This is a genomic window from Pseudomonas sp. SF2 (assembly GCF_036858055.1).
Taxonomy (GTDB): Bacteria; Pseudomonadota; Gammaproteobacteria; order Pseudomonadales; family Pseudomonadaceae; genus Aquipseudomonas.
This window is the reverse complement of sequence record NZ_JAMBDI010000026.1, coordinates 62,952-79,115: the sequence shown is the minus strand read 5'-3', so window position 1 is coordinate 79,115 and position 16,164 is coordinate 62,952. Positions and strand designations below refer to the sequence as shown.

Annotated in this window: 15 protein-coding genes and 5 tRNA genes; 6 read left to right on the top strand and 14 right to left on the bottom strand. The window is 61.6% G+C overall.

Annotated features, from left to right (window positions below):
- Window positions 1–2 precede the first annotated feature (2 nt).
- A complete protein-coding gene (gene lpdA / locus M2S36_RS16805) occupies window positions 3–1,382 on the top strand; it encodes a dihydrolipoyl dehydrogenase (protein WP_063912873.1) in 1,380 nt (459 codons plus the stop codon).
- 184 nt (window positions 1,383–1,566) lie between these two features.
- Here the strand turns inward: lpdA and M2S36_RS16800 are convergent, their stop codons facing one another.
- Window positions 1,567–2,565 (bottom strand): sensor domain-containing diguanylate cyclase, encoded by a 999-nt coding sequence (locus M2S36_RS16800; RefSeq protein ID WP_233687566.1) that lies wholly within the window; start codon window positions 2,563–2,565, stop codon window positions 1,567–1,569.
- A gap of 215 nt (window positions 2,566–2,780) precedes the next feature.
- Here M2S36_RS16800 and M2S36_RS16795 point away from each other — a divergent pair, with 215 nt between their 5' ends.
- From M2S36_RS16795 to M2S36_RS16785, 3 genes are all read left to right on the top strand, one after another.
- A complete protein-coding gene (locus tag M2S36_RS16795) occupies window positions 2,781–3,314 on the top strand; it encodes a hypothetical protein (RefSeq protein ID WP_333957482.1) in 534 nt (177 codons plus the stop codon).
- 336 nt (window positions 3,315–3,650) lie between these two features.
- Window positions 3,651–4,385 (top strand): AzlC family ABC transporter permease, encoded by a 735-nt coding sequence (locus M2S36_RS16790; protein ID WP_233687564.1) that lies wholly within the window; start codon window positions 3,651–3,653, stop codon window positions 4,383–4,385.
- A complete protein-coding gene (locus M2S36_RS16785) occupies window positions 4,382–4,708 on the top strand; it encodes an AzlD domain-containing protein (protein WP_233687563.1) in 327 nt (108 codons plus the stop codon). The genes M2S36_RS16790 and M2S36_RS16785 overlap by 4 nt, the downstream gene beginning before the upstream one ends.
- Window positions 4,709–4,725: 17 nt before the next feature.
- Here M2S36_RS16785 and M2S36_RS16780 read toward each other — a convergent pair.
- The 3 genes from M2S36_RS16780 to M2S36_RS16770 form a co-directional block, all read right to left on the bottom strand.
- Window positions 4,726–4,802 (bottom strand) — tRNA-Arg (locus M2S36_RS16780).
- A gap of 111 nt (window positions 4,803–4,913) precedes the next feature.
- Window positions 4,914–5,507 carry a phosphonate metabolism protein/1,5-bisphosphokinase (PRPP-forming) PhnN gene (gene phnN / locus M2S36_RS16775; protein ID WP_333957481.1) on the bottom strand — a complete coding sequence of 198 codons (594 nt, stop codon included), beginning with the start codon at window positions 5,505–5,507 and terminating at the stop codon, window positions 4,914–4,916.
- On the bottom strand, window positions 5,497–5,784 hold the full coding sequence (locus M2S36_RS16770; protein ID WP_207830141.1) for a hypothetical protein: 288 nt from the start codon (window positions 5,782–5,784) through the stop codon (window positions 5,497–5,499). Before M2S36_RS16770 ends, phnN begins: the two co-directional genes overlap by 11 nt.
- Window positions 5,785–5,853: 69 nt before the next feature.
- On the opposite strand from M2S36_RS16770, the gene M2S36_RS16765 reads away from it, so the two are divergent.
- Window positions 5,854–6,180, top strand: coding sequence for an Arc family DNA-binding protein (locus M2S36_RS16765; protein ID WP_003254499.1), 327 nt, complete (start codon window positions 5,854–5,856; stop codon window positions 6,178–6,180).
- Between the two features lie 223 nt (window positions 6,181–6,403).
- On the opposite strand, the gene mgtE is transcribed toward M2S36_RS16765, so the two are convergent.
- The 8 genes from mgtE to alaS all read right to left on the bottom strand — a co-directional run bounded on the left by mgtE (window position 6,404) and on the right by alaS (window position 13,283).
- Window positions 6,404–7,846 carry a magnesium transporter gene (gene mgtE / locus M2S36_RS16760; protein WP_025340118.1) on the bottom strand — a complete coding sequence of 481 codons (1,443 nt, stop codon included), beginning with the start codon at window positions 7,844–7,846 and terminating at the stop codon, window positions 6,404–6,406.
- Between the two features lie 432 nt (window positions 7,847–8,278).
- Window positions 8,279–8,355 (bottom strand) — tRNA-Arg (locus M2S36_RS16755).
- 72 nt (window positions 8,356–8,427) lie between these two features.
- Window positions 8,428–8,504 (bottom strand) — tRNA-Arg (locus tag M2S36_RS16750).
- 71 nt (window positions 8,505–8,575) lie between these two features.
- Window positions 8,576–8,652, bottom strand: a tRNA-Arg gene (locus M2S36_RS16745).
- A 106-nt stretch (window positions 8,653–8,758) separates the two neighbouring features.
- A tRNA-Ser gene (locus tag M2S36_RS16740) sits at window positions 8,759–8,849 on the bottom strand.
- Between the two features lie 72 nt (window positions 8,850–8,921).
- Entirely contained in the window at window positions 8,922–9,110 is a 189-nt protein-coding gene (gene csrA, locus M2S36_RS16735) for a carbon storage regulator CsrA (protein WP_003254503.1), read from the bottom strand.
- A 165-nt stretch (window positions 9,111–9,275) separates the two neighbouring features.
- A complete protein-coding gene (locus M2S36_RS16730) occupies window positions 9,276–10,511 on the bottom strand; it encodes an aspartate kinase (RefSeq protein ID WP_013973645.1) in 1,236 nt (411 codons plus the stop codon).
- 147 nt (window positions 10,512–10,658) lie between these two features.
- Entirely contained in the window at window positions 10,659–13,283 is a 2,625-nt protein-coding gene (alaS, locus tag M2S36_RS16725; protein ID WP_207829579.1) for an alanine--tRNA ligase, read from the bottom strand.
- A gap of 454 nt (window positions 13,284–13,737) precedes the next feature.
- On the opposite strand from alaS, the gene M2S36_RS16720 reads away from it, so the two are divergent.
- Window positions 13,738–14,826, top strand: coding sequence for a M91 family zinc metallopeptidase (locus M2S36_RS16720; RefSeq protein WP_233687561.1), 1,089 nt, complete (start codon window positions 13,738–13,740; stop codon window positions 14,824–14,826).
- Between the two features lie 21 nt (window positions 14,827–14,847).
- On the opposite strand, the gene astE is transcribed toward M2S36_RS16720, so the two are convergent.
- Window positions 14,848–15,855 carry a succinylglutamate desuccinylase gene (gene astE, locus M2S36_RS16715; RefSeq protein WP_207830131.1) on the bottom strand — a complete coding sequence of 336 codons (1,008 nt, stop codon included), beginning with the start codon at window positions 15,853–15,855 and terminating at the stop codon, window positions 14,848–14,850.
- A gap of 10 nt (window positions 15,856–15,865) precedes the next feature.
- Window positions 15,866–16,156: a hypothetical protein gene (locus tag M2S36_RS16710; RefSeq protein ID WP_063912882.1), complete on the bottom strand. Its 291-nt coding sequence runs from the start codon at window positions 16,154–16,156 to the stop codon at window positions 15,866–15,868.
- Window positions 16,157–16,164 lie beyond the last annotated feature (8 nt).

Below are 16,164 nucleotides of genomic sequence, written 5' to 3'. Positions count from 1 at the left end.
GCATGCAACAGACTATCCAGACTACCCTGTTGATCATCGGCGGCGGCCCTGGCGGCTACGTGGCTGCCATCCGCGCCGGGCAACTGGGCATCCCCACCGTGCTGGTGGAAGGCCAGGCACTGGGCGGTACCTGCCTGAACATCGGCTGCATCCCGTCCAAGGCGCTGATCCACGTGGCCGAGCAGTTTCACCAGACCTCGCGCTTTGCCGGGCCGTCGGAGCTGGGCATCAGCGTCGCTTCGCCGCGCCTGGACATCGGCCAGAGCGTGGCCTGGAAGGACGGCATCGTCGACCGCCTGACCACTGGCGTTGCCGCCCTGCTGAAAAAGCACGGGGTCAAGGTGATCCATGGCTGGGCGAAGGTGCTCGACGGCAAGCAGGTCGAGGTCGATGGCCAGCGTATCCAGTGCGAGCACCTGTTGCTGGCCACTGGCTCCAGCAGTGTCGAACTGCCGATGCTGCCCCTGGGCGGGCCGATCATTTCCTCGACCGAAGCCCTGGCGCCGAAAGCCCTGCCGCAGCACCTGGTGGTGGTGGGCGGCGGCTATATCGGCCTGGAGCTGGGCATCGCCTACCGCAAGCTGGGTGCGCGGGTCAGCGTGGTGGAAGCGCGCGAGCGCATCCTGCCGACCTACGACAGCGAGCTGACCGCCCCGGTGGCCGAATCGCTGAAGAAGCTGGGTATCGCCCTGCACCTGGGCCATAGCGTCGAGGGTTACGAAGGCGGCTACCTGCTGGCCCGTGATGGCCAGGGCGGGCAACTGCGCCTGGAAGCCGACCAGGTACTGGTGGCCGTTGGCCGCCGGCCGCGCACACAAGGTTTCAACCTGGAGTGCCTGGACCTGAAGATGAACGGCGCTGCCGTCGCCATCGACGAGCGCTGCCAGACCAGCATGCGCAACGTCTGGGCCATCGGCGACGTGGCCGGTGAACCGATGCTGGCGCACCGGGCCATGGCCCAGGGCGAAATGGTCGCGGAGATCATCGCCGGCAAGGCACGCCGTTTCGAACCCAGCGCAATTGCCGCGGTGTGTTTCACCGACCCGGAAGTGGTAGTGGTCGGCAAGACCCCGGAGCAAGCCAGCCAGCAAGGGCTGGACTGCATCGTCGCGCAGTTCCCGTTCGCCGCCAATGGCCGGGCCATGAGCCTGGAATCGAAAAGCGGTTTCGTGCGAGTGGTGGCGCGCCGTGACAACCACCTGATCCTGGGTTGGCAGGCGGTTGGCGTAGCGGTTTCCGAGTTGTCGACGGCGTTTGCCCAGTCGCTGGAGATGGGCGCCTGCCTGGAGGATGTGGCCGGCACCATCCATGCCCACCCGACACTGGGTGAAGCGGTACAGGAAGCAGCACTGCGCGCCCTTGGGCACGCCCTGCATATCTGACACTGAAGCGGCCGAGGCCGATTTGGCCCGCTGCGCCCAAGGCGCCGCGGGTCTTTTTTCATTCAGCCCTTACGGCGGTCCAACACAAAACCTGAAACCACCGCGGTCTCTGTGGGAGCGGGCATGCCCGCGAAGCCCCCAACACGGTGTTCGCGGGCGCGCCCGCTCCCACAATGATCGCGATCTATTGGGCTATCGCGTTCTTGCCGTTCCCCTTGGCCCGGTACAGCGCCTTGTCGGCACGCGCCAGCAGCGCATGCCGGTCCTCCCCTTCCTCCCATTGCACCACGCCATAGCTCATGGTCAACCGGCAGTCGCCCACCGGCTCCACCTGCGCCATCGCCTGGCGCAAGCGCGCTGCCACCTCCAGCGCCTCACCCAGCGAGGTCTGCGGCAGTACGATGATGAACTCGTCACCACCCCAGCGCGCCAACAGGTCCAGCTCACGCAGGCAGGTATGCAGGTTGTCGACCACCCGTACCAGCGCCGCATCGCCACGGGCATGGCCATAGCGGTCGTTGATCGGTTTGAAGTCGTCCAGGTCCATGGCTATCAGCGACAACGGCTGGCGGAAGCGCTGGGCACGCTCGCACTCCAGCTGCAGCGCCTTCTCCAACCGATAGCGGTTGGCAGTGCGGGTCAACGCATCGCGCTCGGCCAGCTCGCGGTTTTCGTCCAGTTGCCGCTGCAACTGCTGGTTCACCCAGGACAGCTCGCGGGTGCGCTCGGCCACCTGGCTTTCCAGGGACTGGTTTCTCTGTTCCAGCTGCGCCACCAGGCGCTTGTTGGCGTCGATATTGCGGTGGGCACCGAGCATGCGCGCCACCGAGCCGTCCTCGTTATGGGCAATGATGTAGCCGCTGTCCTCGATCCACAGGTAGCTGCCATCGTGGCAACGACAGCGGTATTCGATCAGGTAGTGCTCATTGCGCTGATTGATGTACGCCTCGAAATGCGCCATTACCCGCGGGTAGTCCTCCGGGTGGATCACGCTTTCCCAGGTGAGCACCGAGTTGGCCATGGAGTGGCTGGGGTAGCCGAGCATGGCGTACCAGCCCGGGTTGCGATAGACGTAGCCGGTATTGGCATTCCAGTCCCAGATACCATCGCTGATCAAATCGAACAGCGTATGCAACTGCTGCTCACTGAAGCCGGCGGGTACCGGCCGGGTTTCCTGACTCATGGATGCTCTCCCTGATGCCCAGCAACTGCGCTCCGATCAAGGGGCTGCCGACAGTGGTGGTCATTGCCGCAGGCGGCAAGGTCATGCCTCTGACGGGCAAGCATATGCCCAGCGTGGTGCCATCGGAATACCCCACCGCCCTGTTTTCGCGGTGTTGACGACTGGCATGGCATTTGCCACGCCACCCTGCCAATCACCTTTCCAAGGAGGACCCCATGACGATTGCCATCACCGGCCTCGGCTGGCAGGCCACAGTGCATCAGCAACAACGCACCAGCAACGAGCAAACCCTGGCCGATGTACCGCAGTTCCGCCCGCCGGTGGCCGCCGGCAATGCCACGGCGCAACAGAACAGCCAGGGCAATACTGCGCAGCAGGATGCCGAGGACGCCCGCGAGGAAGCCTTTGCCAAGCTCAAGGTACAGCTGCAGAACCCCGAGCCAGCCGCCAGCCAGCAGGGTAACGTGGCGACCACAGAAACCAGCAGCGCCCGCCAGGCCTTTCACGACTACATGGAAAAGACGCCGGGCGAGTTGATCAAGGAGAAGCTGTTGCGTGAGTTGGGCCTGACCGAGGACGAGTACAACGCCTTGCCGCCCGAACAGAGGAAAAAGATCGACCAGCAGCTTGCCCAACGCATGCAGGAAGACGTGGAGATAAAGACTCAGGCGAAGATCAACGCCCAGGCCGCCCCGCGGGAAACCGCCGAGGATGAGCAGGACCTGGCAGCGCGCACAGTTCAAGCCTGACGCCGCGATGAATGGCACCGGCTTTGCCGGTGTTCGCGGGCACGCCCGCTCATTGAACTGCACATGACTCATTGAATTGGCAGGGGCGTTGTGGGAGCGGCTTTAGCCGCTCCCACAGGGTACGCGGATTGCCTGCAATTTCAGTTATCTACGCGACAGCGCAGCCCAAAGGGCTGGGCCATCTCCCACAGATACTGCACAGGGCTTGAGGGCGCTCAAGCCAACTGCAACGACGCCTCTTCCACAGCGGCCACCCCGCAGCGTTGTGTCCAACTTTCACACGCATTAACGTGGGGGGTACCGCCGTTGCACCGTCTGTACATTCAAGGAACTCAAATGCCGTATCCAAGCGGGACCCAAGCGTTCAGGCAGGGGGTCCACAGCGCCCTGCCGTTGACCTCCGGCATCGTGCCCTTCGGCCTGATCACCGGGGTCACGGCGATCGGCATGGGCCTGTCGCCGGCCGATGCCATCGGCATGACCCTGCTGTTCTACTCCGGTTCGGCGCAGATGGTGGTGATGCAGTTGATGCAAAGCGCCGCCCTGCCGGTGACCATGGTGGTCACCGCGCTGGTGATCAACCTGCGCTTTCTGATGTACAGCGCCAGCCTTGCGCCGCACCTGGGCCAGCTGCCACGTCACCGCAAATGGCCCATGGCGTACATGCTGTCAGACCAGTCCTTTGCCCTGTGCACACTGAAGATGGGCTCGGGTGGGCTGGGGCAGTATGCCTACCCCTACTATGCCGGTACGGCAATCACCATGTTCTTCGGCTGGAACCTCTCGGTGTTGGCGGGCATGTACCTGGGCGCGAGCATTCCTGAAGACTGGTCGCTGGGCTTCGCCATCCCGTTGTCGTTCCTGGCATTGCTGATACCTGGTATTCGTAATGCTGCCACCCTCGGTGCGGCGCTTACCGGGGGCGTGCTGGCGGTACTGGCAGCCAATCTGCCCTACAACCTGGGCCTGCTGACCGGCGCGCTGGGCGGCATCATTGCCGGGCTGGCCATCGAAAGCTGGCAAAAACAGCAAACCGGGCCTGAAGCCAACACCGAGCAGGAAGCATCATGAGCGAAACGACCCAGTGGATAACCTTCATGCTGATCGGCCTGGGCACCTTCGCCATCCGCCTGTCGTTCATCGAGCTGCACACGGTGCTGCGCATCCCCCCACTGTTTCGCCGTGCCCTGGCGTATGTGCCGGCCAGCGTACTGGCGGCATTGGTACTGCCGGCCGTGGTGTTCCCTGACCGGCTGGCGGGGTTCGACTGGATGAACCCGCAGATACCCGCAGCAATACTGGCCGCGCTGGTAGCGTGGCGTACGCGCAGCACGATGCTGACGCTGATCGTGGGCATGGGAGCGCTATGGGCTTTGAAGCACTTGGGGGGCTAGGAAGACGCGATGAGAAATGGCGTCCCAGGCAGGAATTGAACCTGCAACCTTCCCCTTAGGAGGGGGATGCTCTATCCAATTGAGCTACTGAGACGCAAGTGCCGACAGCGAGCGCTGCACAGCGGGACGGCCAGCATGTTAACCAGCATGCTGGCATTTGTCATGCCTCAACCGGGCTTTTTCGCGTAATCCTTTTCTGCCAATGCTACACCTGCGGCAACACACCTTCATCACGCAGCAGCGCGAACAATGCCGCGACCGCTGCTTCCAGGGTGGTGGAGTTGTCCAGCACATGCACCGACGGATCGGCCAGCGCCTGCAAACGGTCATTACGTGCCAGGCGCTGCTCGACTTCCTCTGCGCTTTCCCGGCCGCGGGCCAGCAAGCGCTCGCGCAGCACCTCGGCCCTGACCTCGACCAGCACTGCCAACAGGTTCGGGTAACGCTGGCGCGCCTCGGCCAGGTACGCCCGCGAACCATTCACCAGTACCGCCCTGCCCGCCGCCAACCACTGGTCCACCTGTTGCGGAATACCGTAATCCAGGCCATTGGCACGCCAATGCATGGCGAACGCCCCCTGCGCGCGCAGTGTTTCGAACTGCTCGGGCGTGACCCCATGGGCGGCTTCGCCCTTGGCTTCGGCCGAACGGGTAATAACGCGACGGGCGACTTCCACCCCGGCGGCGGCCAGTCGCTCACGTGAAGCGTCGATCAGGGAATCTTTCCCTGACCCCGACGGTCCTATAAGAAATATCAACCGGCCTATCCCTGTTTGGCGGTCGCTTGCGTCATGTTGCATAGCCACTATGCTCTATGAAAGGGAAACCGGCGCATTCTAGGGGTTTTCCAGGCCTTTTGCTGCGTTTTACCAGTTTTTGACGGCAAAAGTCTGACAGTTTGGCAAGCCGGCGCATGTAAAACTTTTCAAACCAGTACTCATTTCTGATAATTGGTACTGGCATAAAGCCTTTATCCGGCTCACTATTTGTCACAGAATTGACGCCAAGGAAACGGCGACCATGAGGCAAGATGAGCATCCATTTTTCACCGACGGTTGAACATTTTGTCGTCGTCACGGTCGTACTACCACCCCGTGCGGCCAATTTGAGAACCGCTTCCCCTGAACCAAAATCCGGTCAATTTATATGCGCCCAATGAAACAGGCTATTTATTCGAGCCGCACCGCTGACAAGTTCGTCGTCCGCCTGCCAGACGGAATGCGTGAGCGCATTGCCGAGGTAGCGCGCAACCATCACCGCAGCATGAACTCCGAGATCATCGCGCGCCTGGAACAGAGCCTCATCCAGGAAGGTGCGTTGGGTGACGAGCTGAGCATGCGTCTGGACAGCCCCGAACTGTCCCTGCATGAACGCGAGTTGCTGCAACGCTTCCGCCAACTGTCCCACCGCCAGCAGAACGCGCTGGTTGCCCTCATCGCTCACGATGTGGAAATGGCCGCCGACGCCTCCTGAGGTTTGCAGCGAACATGAAAAAGCCAGCGTAAGCTGGCTTTTTTGTGGGCTCACCACGGCTGTGGGATCACTATCTCCGTGGGAGCGGCCTTGTGTCGCGAAAGGGCCGCAGAGCGGCCCCACGATGTCAGCAGCGCCGCACAAATCCGGGGCTGCTTCGCAGCCCTTTCGCGACACAAGGCCGCTCCCACAGAGACCTCATCAGCGTCTGGAAGTTAATCGGTTACAGCAGGAACAGTGTGGCCAGGCCGAGGAAGATGAAGAAGCCACCGCTGTCGGTAACGGCAGTAATCATCACACTCGACCCCATCGCCGGGTCGCGCCCCAGACGAGTCAGCGTCATCGGGATCAACACCCCCATCAAGGCTGCCAACAGCAGGTTCAAGGTCATCGCCGCGGTCATCACCAGGCCCAACGACCAGCTGCCATACAGCCAGAATGCCACCGCACCGATCACCCCACCCCAGATCAGGCCGTTGAGCAGCGATACCGCCAGCTCCTTGCGCATCAGGCGGCTGGTGTTGCCCGGCGACACCTGGTCCAGCGCCATGGCACGCACGATCATGGTGATGGTCTGGTTGCCGGAGTTGCCACCAATACCCGCCACGATCGGCATCAACGCGGCCAGTGCCACCAGCTTCTCGATCGAACCTTCGAACAGGCCGATCACTCGCGACGCAACGAAAGCGGTAATCAGGTTGATGGCCAGCCAGGCCCAGCGGTTGCGCAGCGAACGCCAGACCGAGGCGAAGATATCTTCCTCCTCGCGCAAACCGGCCATGTTCAGCACTTCGCTTTCGCTTTCTTCACGAATCAGGTCGACCATTTCGTCGATGGTCAAGCGGCCGATCAGGCGTTCGTTCTTGTCCACAACCGGCGCTGACACCAGGTCATAACGCTCGAAGGCCTGCGCCGCATCATAGGCATCTTCCTCGGGGTGGAAGGAGACCGGGTCGGTCGCCATGACCTCCGCCACCTTCTTCTCCGGGTCGTTGACCAGCAGGCGCTTGATCGGCAATACGCCCTTGAGGATGCCGTCATAGTCGACCACGAACAGTTTGTCGGTGTGGTTCGGCAGCTCTTTCAGGCGGCGCAGGTAGCGCAACACCACTTCCAGGCTGACGTCTTCGCGGATGGTGACCATCTCGAAGTCCATCAGCGCACCGACCTGCTCCTCGTCGTAGCTCAGCGCCGAACGCACGCGCTCGCGTTGCTGGGCATCGAGGGTTTCCATCAGCTCGTGAACAACGTCACGCGGCAGCTCAGGCGCCAGGTCGGCCAGCTCGTCGGCGTCCATTTCCTTGGCGGCGGCGAGCAGCTCGTGATCGTCCATGTCGGCGATCAGCGATTGCCGCACGGCGTCGGACACTTCCAGCAGGATGTCGCCGTCGCGATCCGAGCGCACCAGCTGCCAGACCGTCAGGCGGTCTTCCAGGGGCAAGGCTTCGAGGATGTAGGCGATGTCGGCGGGGTGCAGGTCATCGAGTTTGCGCTGCAGCTCGACGAGGTTCTGGCGGTGGACCAGGTTTTCCACCAGGTCGTTGTGGGCGCCCTCCTGACGGTGGGTCAGGTCTTCGACCACGCGCTGGCGTTGCAGCAGTTCGACCACCTGGGCCAGGCGGTCCTGCAGGCTTTCCTGCGCTTTTTTTACTTCTACTTCAGTCATAGGCGAACTCCACTCCCAGCAGCGGAGCACGCCGGGAGAATCAATCGGTCAGATCTTTCTGTATGAATCTTGTTAGCGAGTAACTACTGGGTAAGTCCATGGTGGTTTTCCACAAGCCCCGGCGGGGCTGACGGGCGCAATCATACACTGCTAGAGCTGTCAGATCGCTTAAAATTTTGGCCAGAACAATCGTTTGCGTGATAAAGCTGGGACAACGCTCGAAGCTATCAGTGCGACGGCGGGTCTGGCGGTCAAGTTACATTTGTTGTGTGCCTGGATGTGTATGCGGTGCCTGATCGATCTTGGGGCTGCTTTGCAGCCCCCAAAGGCACATGCTCAATCTACAGAAGAGCTTAGATCGACATCACCAACAATTCATTGGCGCAGAAAAACAAAAAGCCCGCTCAATTGAGCGGGCTTCTTGATTGGGTGTGGCGGACTCAGGAGGATTCGAACCTCCGACCGCTCGGTTCGTAGCCGAGTACTCTATCCAGCTGAGCTATGAGTCCGTGGTGGTAGTTTTAGACCAGGTTACCACTGGTTGGTTGAAGCGCCTTTGCAAGCAGAGCCACTTCAAAAAGTGGCGGACTCAGCAGGATTCGAACCTGCGACCGCTCGGTTCGTAGCCGAGTACTCTATCCAGCTGAGCTATGAGTCCGCGATGGTAGTTTTAGACCAGGTTACCACTGGTTGTTTGAAGCAGCCTTGCAAGCAAAGCCACTTCAAAAGTGGCGGACTCAGGAGGATTCGAACCTCCGACCGCTCGGTTCGTAGCCGAGTACTCTATCCAGCTGAGCTATGAGTCCGTGTCTTGCCGCGCATTATAGGTCGCTGAAACATTTTTGCAAGAACTTTTTCGTTTAAAATCAACTACTTAGCGTTCTTACTGTTTACAGCGCCCTAAGCGAATAATGGCGGTGAAGGGGGGATTCGAACCCCCGATACCCTTATGAGGTATACTCCCTTAGCAGGGGAGCGCCTTCGGCCACTCGGCCACCTCACCGCAACACGAGGCGAATATTAAACAGGCTCTTCCTCGTTTGCAACCCTTTTTTTGAAAAAAACTTCAAAAAAATTAAAGGCTTGGCTCCTCGTCCTTCTCTTTCTTGATCCGCAGGTAGATTTCTTCGCGGTGCACAGCCACTTCTTTCGGGGCACTGACGCCAATACGCACCTGGTTGCCTTTGACGCCGAGCACCGTCACGGTGATCTCGCCGTCTCCAATGATCAGGCTCTCGGCGCACCGACGAGTCAGAATCAACATAGCTTTCTCCTTACGCAAAACATTCAGGGGTAACAGTCTTGGGTGTCGCGGCCTGGTCGTGGACGACGACCAGGGCCCGGTTGATCGCCACACAGGGCAGGACAGGCCTGCGTGGCGAGCAGAAACGCGAAGGGCGCGGCAAGCCGCGCCCTTCCAGGCAGCGTATTACTCGCTCTGTCGTGCCGGAGCGTCGAGCTCGAACGCGGTGTGCAGCGCGCGTACGGCCAGCTCCAGGTACTTCTCTTCGATCACGACCGAAACCTTGATCTCGGAGGTGGAGATCATCTGGATGTTGATGCTCTCCTTGGCCAGGGCTTCGAACATGCGGCTGGCAACACCGGCGTGCGAACGCATGCCGACGCCGACGATCGAAACCTTGGCGATCTTGGTGTCGCCGATCACTTCACGGGCACCGATTTCGCGGGCAGTGTTTTCCAGCACGCTCTGCGCCTTCTCGTACTCGTTGCGGTGTACGGTGAAGGTGAAGTCGGTGGTGTTATCGTGGGCAACGTTCTGCACGATCATGTCGACCTCGATGTTCGAGGCGCTGATCGGGCCGAGGATCTTGAAGGCCACGCCCGGGGTGTCCGGCACGCCGCGAATGGTCAGCTTGGCTTCATCACGGTTGAAGGCGATACCGGAAATGATCGGCTGTTCCATGGATTCCTCTTCATCAATGGTAATGAGGGTACCCGGACCCTCCTTGAAGCTGTGCAGCACGCGCAGCGGAACGTTGTACTTGCCGGCGAACTCCACCGAACGGATCTGCAGCACCTTGGAACCGAGGCTGGCCATTTCCAGCATCTCTTCGAAGGTGATCTTCTCCAGGCGCTGGGCCTGTGGCACAACGCGCGGGTCGGTGGTGTAGACGCCATCGACGTCGGTGTAGATCTGGCACTCGTCAGCCTTCAGCGCAGCCGCCAGGGCCACGCCCGTGGTGTCGGAGCCGCCACGGCCCAGGGTGGTGATGCTGCCGTGCTCGTCGACGCCCTGGAAGCCCGCCACCACGACCACGCGGCCTTCCTTGAGGTCGGCACGAATCTTCTGGTCGTCGATCTGCAGGATGCGCGCCTTGTTGTGCGCGCTGTCGGTGAGAATGCGCACCTGGTTGCCGGTGTAGGACACCGCTGGCACACCACGCTTGATCAAGGCCATGGTCAGCAAGGCAATGGTGACCTGCTCACCGGTCGACACGATCACGTCCAGTTCACGCGGAACCGGCTGATCGGTGATCTGCTTGGCCAGGTCGATCAGGCGATTGGTTTCACCGCTCATGGCCGACAACACAACCACCAGGTCGTCGCCCGCCTCACGGTGTTTCTTGACCTTATCGGCTACCTGCTCGATCCGCTCGATGGAACCGACAGAGGTGCCGCCAAATTTCTGTACGATCAACGCCATTTCAATGGTGCCTCAGCCCATACAGGGCCCCAAAAAACAATCCAACATGAAGAGGCCGGCAGGAGTGGCCTGTGTGGCTAATTCTTGCACCCAAATTCGAGTGCCAGGATTCGCCGTACAGGCCACTAGACCGCCGGCCCCCTCATCTCAAAGTCCCTGCTCTGCGAATGGCACGGCCAGCGCCAGGGCCTGGTCCAGTGCAGCGACGTCGACGCCACCACCCTGGGCCATGTCCGGACGGCCACCGCCCTTGCCACCCACCGCCGCAGCGGCTTGTTTCATCAGATCGCCAGCCTTGAGTTGGCTGGAGAGGTCCTTGGTCACACCGGCCACCAGCACGACCTTGCCCTCATGCTCGCTGCCCAGCAGGATCACTGCATGGCCGAGCTTGTTCTTCAGCTGATCGACCAGCGCCAGCAGGGCCTTGCCGTCCTGCCCATCCAGGCGGGCGGCGAGCACCTTGGCGCCTTTGACCTCAACGGCCGCGTTGGAGAGATCGTCCCCGGCGGCGCTGGCGGCCTTGGCCTGCAGCTGTTCCAGCTGCTTCTCCAGCTGGCGGTTGCGCTCGAGCACAGCCGACAGCTTGTCGATCAGGTTGTCGCGGTTACCCTTCACCAGCTGTGCGGCTTCCTTGACCTGCTCTTCGGCAGCGTTCAGGTAGGCCAGCGCAGCCGCGCCGGTGACCGCTTCGATACGGCGCACGCCAGAAGCCACGCCGCCTTCGCTGATGATCTTGAACAGGCTGATGTCACCGGTGCGCTTGGCGTGGATACCGCCGCACAGCTCCACCGAGAAATCGCCGCCCATGCTCAGCACACGCACGGTGTCGCCGTACTTCTCGCCGAACAGCGCCATGGCACCCTTGGCCTTGGCGGTTTCGATGTCGGTCAGTTCGGTTTCCACCGCAGTGTTCTTGCGCACTTCGCGGTTGACGATGTCTTCCAGGGCCTTGATCTGCTCTGGTTTCACCGCCTCGAAGTGGCTGAAGTCGAAACGCAGGCGCTGGCTGTCGACCAGCGAGCCTTTCTGCTGTACGTGCTCGCCCAGTACCTGGCGCAGCGCTTCGTGCAGCAGGTGGGTGGCGGAGTGGTTCAGCGAGGTGGCGTGCTGCACGTCGGCATCGACCTTGGCCACGACTGGCGAACCGATCACCAGCGCACCGCTGGCAACCACGCCGTGGTGCAGGAAGGCACCGCCGGTCTTGGTGGTGTCGCGCACGTCGAAGCGCGCAGCACCGGCCTGCAGGAAGCCGGTGTCACCCACCTGGCCACCGGACTCGGCGTAGAACGGCGTGCGGTCGAGCACGACCACGCCTTGCTCGCCTTCGCCCAGCTGGTCGACGGCCTGGCCGTCCTTGTACAGGGCGATGATCTTGCCCTGGCCTTCGGTGGCATCGTAGCCGAGGAACTCGGTGGCGCTGTCGACCTTGACCAGGCTGTTGTAGTCCATGCCGAAGGCGCTGGCAGAACGGGCACGCTCACGCTGGGCGTCCATCTCGCGTTCGAAGCCGGCCTCGTCGATGGTCAGCTCGCGCTCGCGGGCGATGTCGGCGGTCAGGTCCATCGGGAAACCGTAGGTGTCGTACAGCTTGAACACCACGTCGCCCGGCACTACTTCGCCCTTGAGCTGGGCCAGGTCCTGCTCGAGGATGCGCAGGCCCTGCTCCAGGGTCTTGGCGAACTGTTCTTCTTCAGCCTTGAGCACGCGCTCGATGTGCGCCTGCTGGCTGTTCAGTTCCGGGAAGGCCTCGCCCATTTCAGCAACCAGCGCGGCAACGATCTGGTAGAAGAAGCTGCCTTTGGCGCCCAGCTTGTTACCGTGGCGGCAGGCGCGGCGAATGATGCGGCGCAGCACGTAGCCACGGCCTTCGTTGGACGGCAGCACGCCGTCGGCAATCAGGAAGCCGCACGAACGGATGTGGTCGGCGACCACTTTCAGCGAGGCCTGGCCGTCATTGCTGCAACCGATGGCCTTGGCCGCGGCCGCCAGCAGGTTCTGGAACAGGTCGATCTCGTAGTTCGAGTGCACGTGCTGCAGCACGGCGCTGACGCGCTCCAGGCCCATGCCGGTGTCCACCGACGGCGCTGGCAGCGGGTGCAGCACGCCGTCGGCGGTGCGGTTGAACTGCATGAAGACGTTGTTCCAGATCTCGATGTAGCGATCGCCGTCTTCTTCCGGCGAGCCGGGTGGGCCGCCCCAGATGTCCGGGCCGTGGTCGTAGAAGATCTCGGTGCATGGGCCGCACGGGCCGGTGTCGCCCATGGTCCAGAAGTTGTCGGAGGCGTACGGAGCGCCCTTGTTGTCGCCGATGCGCACCATGCGCTCGGCCGGCACGCCGACTTCCTTGGTCCAGATATCGTAGGCTTCGTCGTCAGTGGCGTAGACGGTGACCCAGAGCTTTTCCTTGGGCAGGTTCAGCCATTTTTCCGAAGTCAGGAAGGTCCAGGCGAAAGTAATGGCGTCGCGCTTGAAATAGTCGCCGAAGCTGAAGTTGCCCAGCATTTCGAAGAAGGTGTGGTGGCGCGCGGTGTAACCGACGTTTTCCAGGTCGTTGTGCTTGCCACCGGCGCGCACGCACTTCTGGCTGCTGACGGCACGGGTGTAGGCACGCTTCTCCGCACCGAGGAAGCAGTCCTTGAACTGGTTCATGCCGGCGTTGGTGAACAGCAGGGTCGGGTCGTTGTTCGGGATCAGCGAACTGGAGGCGACTCGGGTATGTCCCTGCTCTTCGAAGAAGCGAAGGAAGGCTTCACGGATTTCTGCGCTTTTCATAGGTTCTTCCACGGAAACGGCGGCCGTTTGGGCTAATACGTCGAATCGACGAAACGACGGCAAAGGGCGCCATTATAGCTAGCCTGAACAGGAGATACAGCGTGTTTGTACACCAGAACAGCAATCGGCGGATGAAAAGGCGTTCATGGACATGACCAACACCGCAAAGCGAGCCTGACGGGTTAGGCAGGCTATACATAAACAACACCTGAGCCCCCGGGCGCGATGGGAGGATGCTCCCCCATCCCTGATTCCGGAGCACACGATGCCTGAGCCAGATCTGTCCAAACTCCACTCGGACCCACACCCGCTGCCCCACAAGGCCATCCTGGCCAATCCGAACCCGATCTACTACATCGACGCTCGCCGACCTGGTTACGCCCAGACCGCTTTCGACAATGAAAAGAACCCTCAGCAGCAGACCGAGGTCAAGTACATCCAGGCTGACACCAATGTGCGAATCACCCTGGAGCGCACCTATCCATTGGGGCGGCGCTATCACCGCAACACACAGAACAGCGAGCTGCTGGTCTTCAACGTGGCCCCGCGCGTGCTGCGCCCGGAAGAGCAAAAAAAGCGGGTACGTATCGCCCCTGGCGAATGCCTGCTGGAAGTGACCATCAACGATGCAGTATTCATGGTCGCCGCGCATACCGCTCAAGCCATTGCCATTCGCCTCACGGATGGCAATCACCACCTTGTCATCGCCCCGGAGGTGAAGAAGACGGTGCTGATCGACATGATAGGGAGCGGCAACAAAATCGAGACAGGCGCAGGTATCGTCCACATCGATGCCCACACCGGCACGCACCAGATTGTGGCGGGTAGCGGCCCGGTGCTCATCGACAAAGGCAACGCGGTTGTCAACGTTACGGGGCACCGCTTGCTTGGCCGTGAATCTTCCAGGGTAGAGCTCTACCGCAATACCGAAAACGATGCGCAACTGGCCAGACCTGTCGCGGCCGAACACCAGTCCCTGGGCAACGTCGGCATCCGAGTGACAGGTAGCGACCATTTCCGGCAAGCGGTTCAGGACGCACTGGAGCTACTGCGCAAACTCCCCTGCGGCCAGGCGCTGCTGGCGGGCCTGGATGAAAAAGCCGGGCAGTCCGGGAACCCGATCAGCGTGATCGAAGCTTCCAGGCACCAGTTCACCGCCTATACACCCAGCGATCATGAAGAGGATGAAGACGAAGGCCACTTCATCATCGATGAAAGCCAGAGCAGCTGGGGTTACAGCGGTGGCACCCTGGCCTACAACCCAGGCTGGTCGACCGCTGCGCAACTGCCACTACTCGACCTGTACCGCTGCCTGTGCCAAGGCTGGAACTCGGTGTCAGGAACCGTCTTTCCAGGCCAGACAGAGGTTCAAGGAAAAAACGGCGTTTACCCGGTGGACAACCTGCTGCTACAGAGCATCGGCTTGCCTACCGATTGCAAGTTCACATTCGACACCAGCACCGCCCTGAACACCAATCCACCCGACTTCACTGAAAACGGGCTACGGCAGGCGCTACAACTGGAGCTGCGCACACAGGCGTAAGCCCCGGCCATTGCGGCAAGCTCAGCCTAGTCGCTGACCGGAGTCGGGCACGATCAGAATCCCCGCCCTGAGGCCATTCTTGACCTTGGGGTTGGGGAAGATGATGCGTGCCCCTTCCTCCTCGACCACCCAGCGTGTTTCGGCCAGGTCTTCGGCCAGCAGGTAACCCTTGCTCAGCTCGGAGAAATTCTCGATGTCCGCCGGCAAGTGCAGGTGGAAGCTGTCGCTGTGCTTGATGATCTCGCGGGAGACACTGAACAGTTGCAGGCCATCCAGCGAGCTTTCGCCCTGCGGCTCGGTGTCTTCGATGATGTGGATCAGCCGCGCTTCCAGCTTGTCGAGGTTGACCAGCTCGTTCTGGCCGAACGGTCGAGCCTTGCCCAGCTCCAGGGTGAAGGCTTCGGCCTCGAGCTGCTCGTAGGTGAAGGCGCTGAAGGTAATGGAAGACTTGCTTTGCAACAACACCGCCTCCATGCCCGCCGCCGCCAGGCGTGCCAGCTCGCGACGGGAGTGCTTGCGCCCCTCTTTATAGGGGTACAAGGCGAACTGCTCGATCTTCGAGCCTCGGATGGCAGTATGCAGGTCGTAATGCAGGCGGCTGCGCCCCGGCTTGCTGAAGAACACCCGGGCGAACTGTTCCAGCTCGGCGGCACGCAATGCCTCGAGGCCACTGGACAGCTCGTGGCGCCCGTTGAACAGGCGGTTGATGTCCTGCTCGATGAAGCGCTCGCCCTTACGGATCGCAGCCGGGTTGCCGAACAGGAACAGCACCCGCGCCTTGGGTAGGATCTTGCCGTTGGCCACGCCATGCAGCAGCCGCTCGAGCAATTCGATCGGTGCCGTTTCGTTGCCATGGATGCCGGCGGACAACAGCAAGTCCAGCCCGCAATCCTCGTTTTCGGCCGGGCGCACTTCGAGCGCGCCCTCCCCCAGCCAGCGCAAACGCGCGCCCTTGGGTGTCACTTGGGTCTTCTCGGCCGGTTCGTGATCGGTGAGGGTCAGCTCAAGCAATTTGCCAAGGGCGAGCATAGGGACTTCCTTAGTGGTGGTGGCCGCAGTCAGGGCCATGGACGTGATCGTCGTCTTCAGCGACTTCAGCCGGCTCCATTTCCAGCTGCAGGCTGACCAGGTTGGTGGCCATCGGACGCAACAGCAGGTTGGCGTACTCGGTGTCGTCTTCCTCGACATCCACGCCGATCAGCAGCTGGCCACGGCCATCCTGCTGAATCCACACTTCCTTGCCCTGCCAGACCACGGCAAAGCGGGTGCAGGAAGTTTCCAGCTGGGTGCCGTCTTCATCTTCGAGGATCAGGCGCAGGGCGTCGGTCATTGCAAAGT

Coding starts and splice junctions, on each gene's coding strand:
- lpdA (WP_063912873.1), top strand. CDS start 3: ATGCAACAGACTATCCAGACTACCCTGTTGATCATCGGCGGCGGCCCT.
- M2S36_RS16800 (WP_233687566.1), bottom strand. CDS start 2,565: ATGAGTCAGGAAACCCGGCCGGTACCCGCCGGCTTCAGTGAGCAGCAG.
- M2S36_RS16795 (WP_333957482.1), top strand. CDS start 2,781: ATGACGATTGCCATCACCGGCCTCGGCTGGCAGGCCACAGTGCATCAG.
- M2S36_RS16790 (WP_233687564.1), top strand. CDS start 3,651: ATGCCGTATCCAAGCGGGACCCAAGCGTTCAGGCAGGGGGTCCACAGC.
- M2S36_RS16785 (WP_233687563.1), top strand. CDS start 4,382: ATGAGCGAAACGACCCAGTGGATAACCTTCATGCTGATCGGCCTGGGC.
- phnN (WP_333957481.1), bottom strand. CDS start 5,507: ATGCAACATGACGCAAGCGACCGCCAAACAGGGATAGGCCGGTTGATA.
- M2S36_RS16765 (WP_003254499.1), top strand. CDS start 5,854: ATGCGCCCAATGAAACAGGCTATTTATTCGAGCCGCACCGCTGACAAG.
- mgtE (WP_025340118.1), bottom strand. CDS start 7,846: ATGACTGAAGTAGAAGTAAAAAAAGCGCAGGAAAGCCTGCAGGACCGC.
- csrA (WP_003254503.1), bottom strand. CDS start 9,110: ATGTTGATTCTGACTCGTCGGTGCGCCGAGAGCCTGATCATTGGAGAC.
- M2S36_RS16730 (WP_013973645.1), bottom strand. CDS start 10,511: ATGGCGTTGATCGTACAGAAATTTGGCGGCACCTCTGTCGGTTCCATC.
- alaS (WP_207829579.1), bottom strand. CDS start 13,283: ATGAAAAGCGCAGAAATCCGTGAAGCCTTCCTTCGCTTCTTCGAAGAG.
- astE (WP_207830131.1), bottom strand. CDS start 15,855: ATGCTCGCCCTTGGCAAATTGCTTGAGCTGACCCTCACCGATCACGAA.
- M2S36_RS16710 (WP_063912882.1), bottom strand. CDS start 16,156: ATGACCGACGCCCTGCGCCTGATCCTCGAAGATGAAGACGGCACCCAG.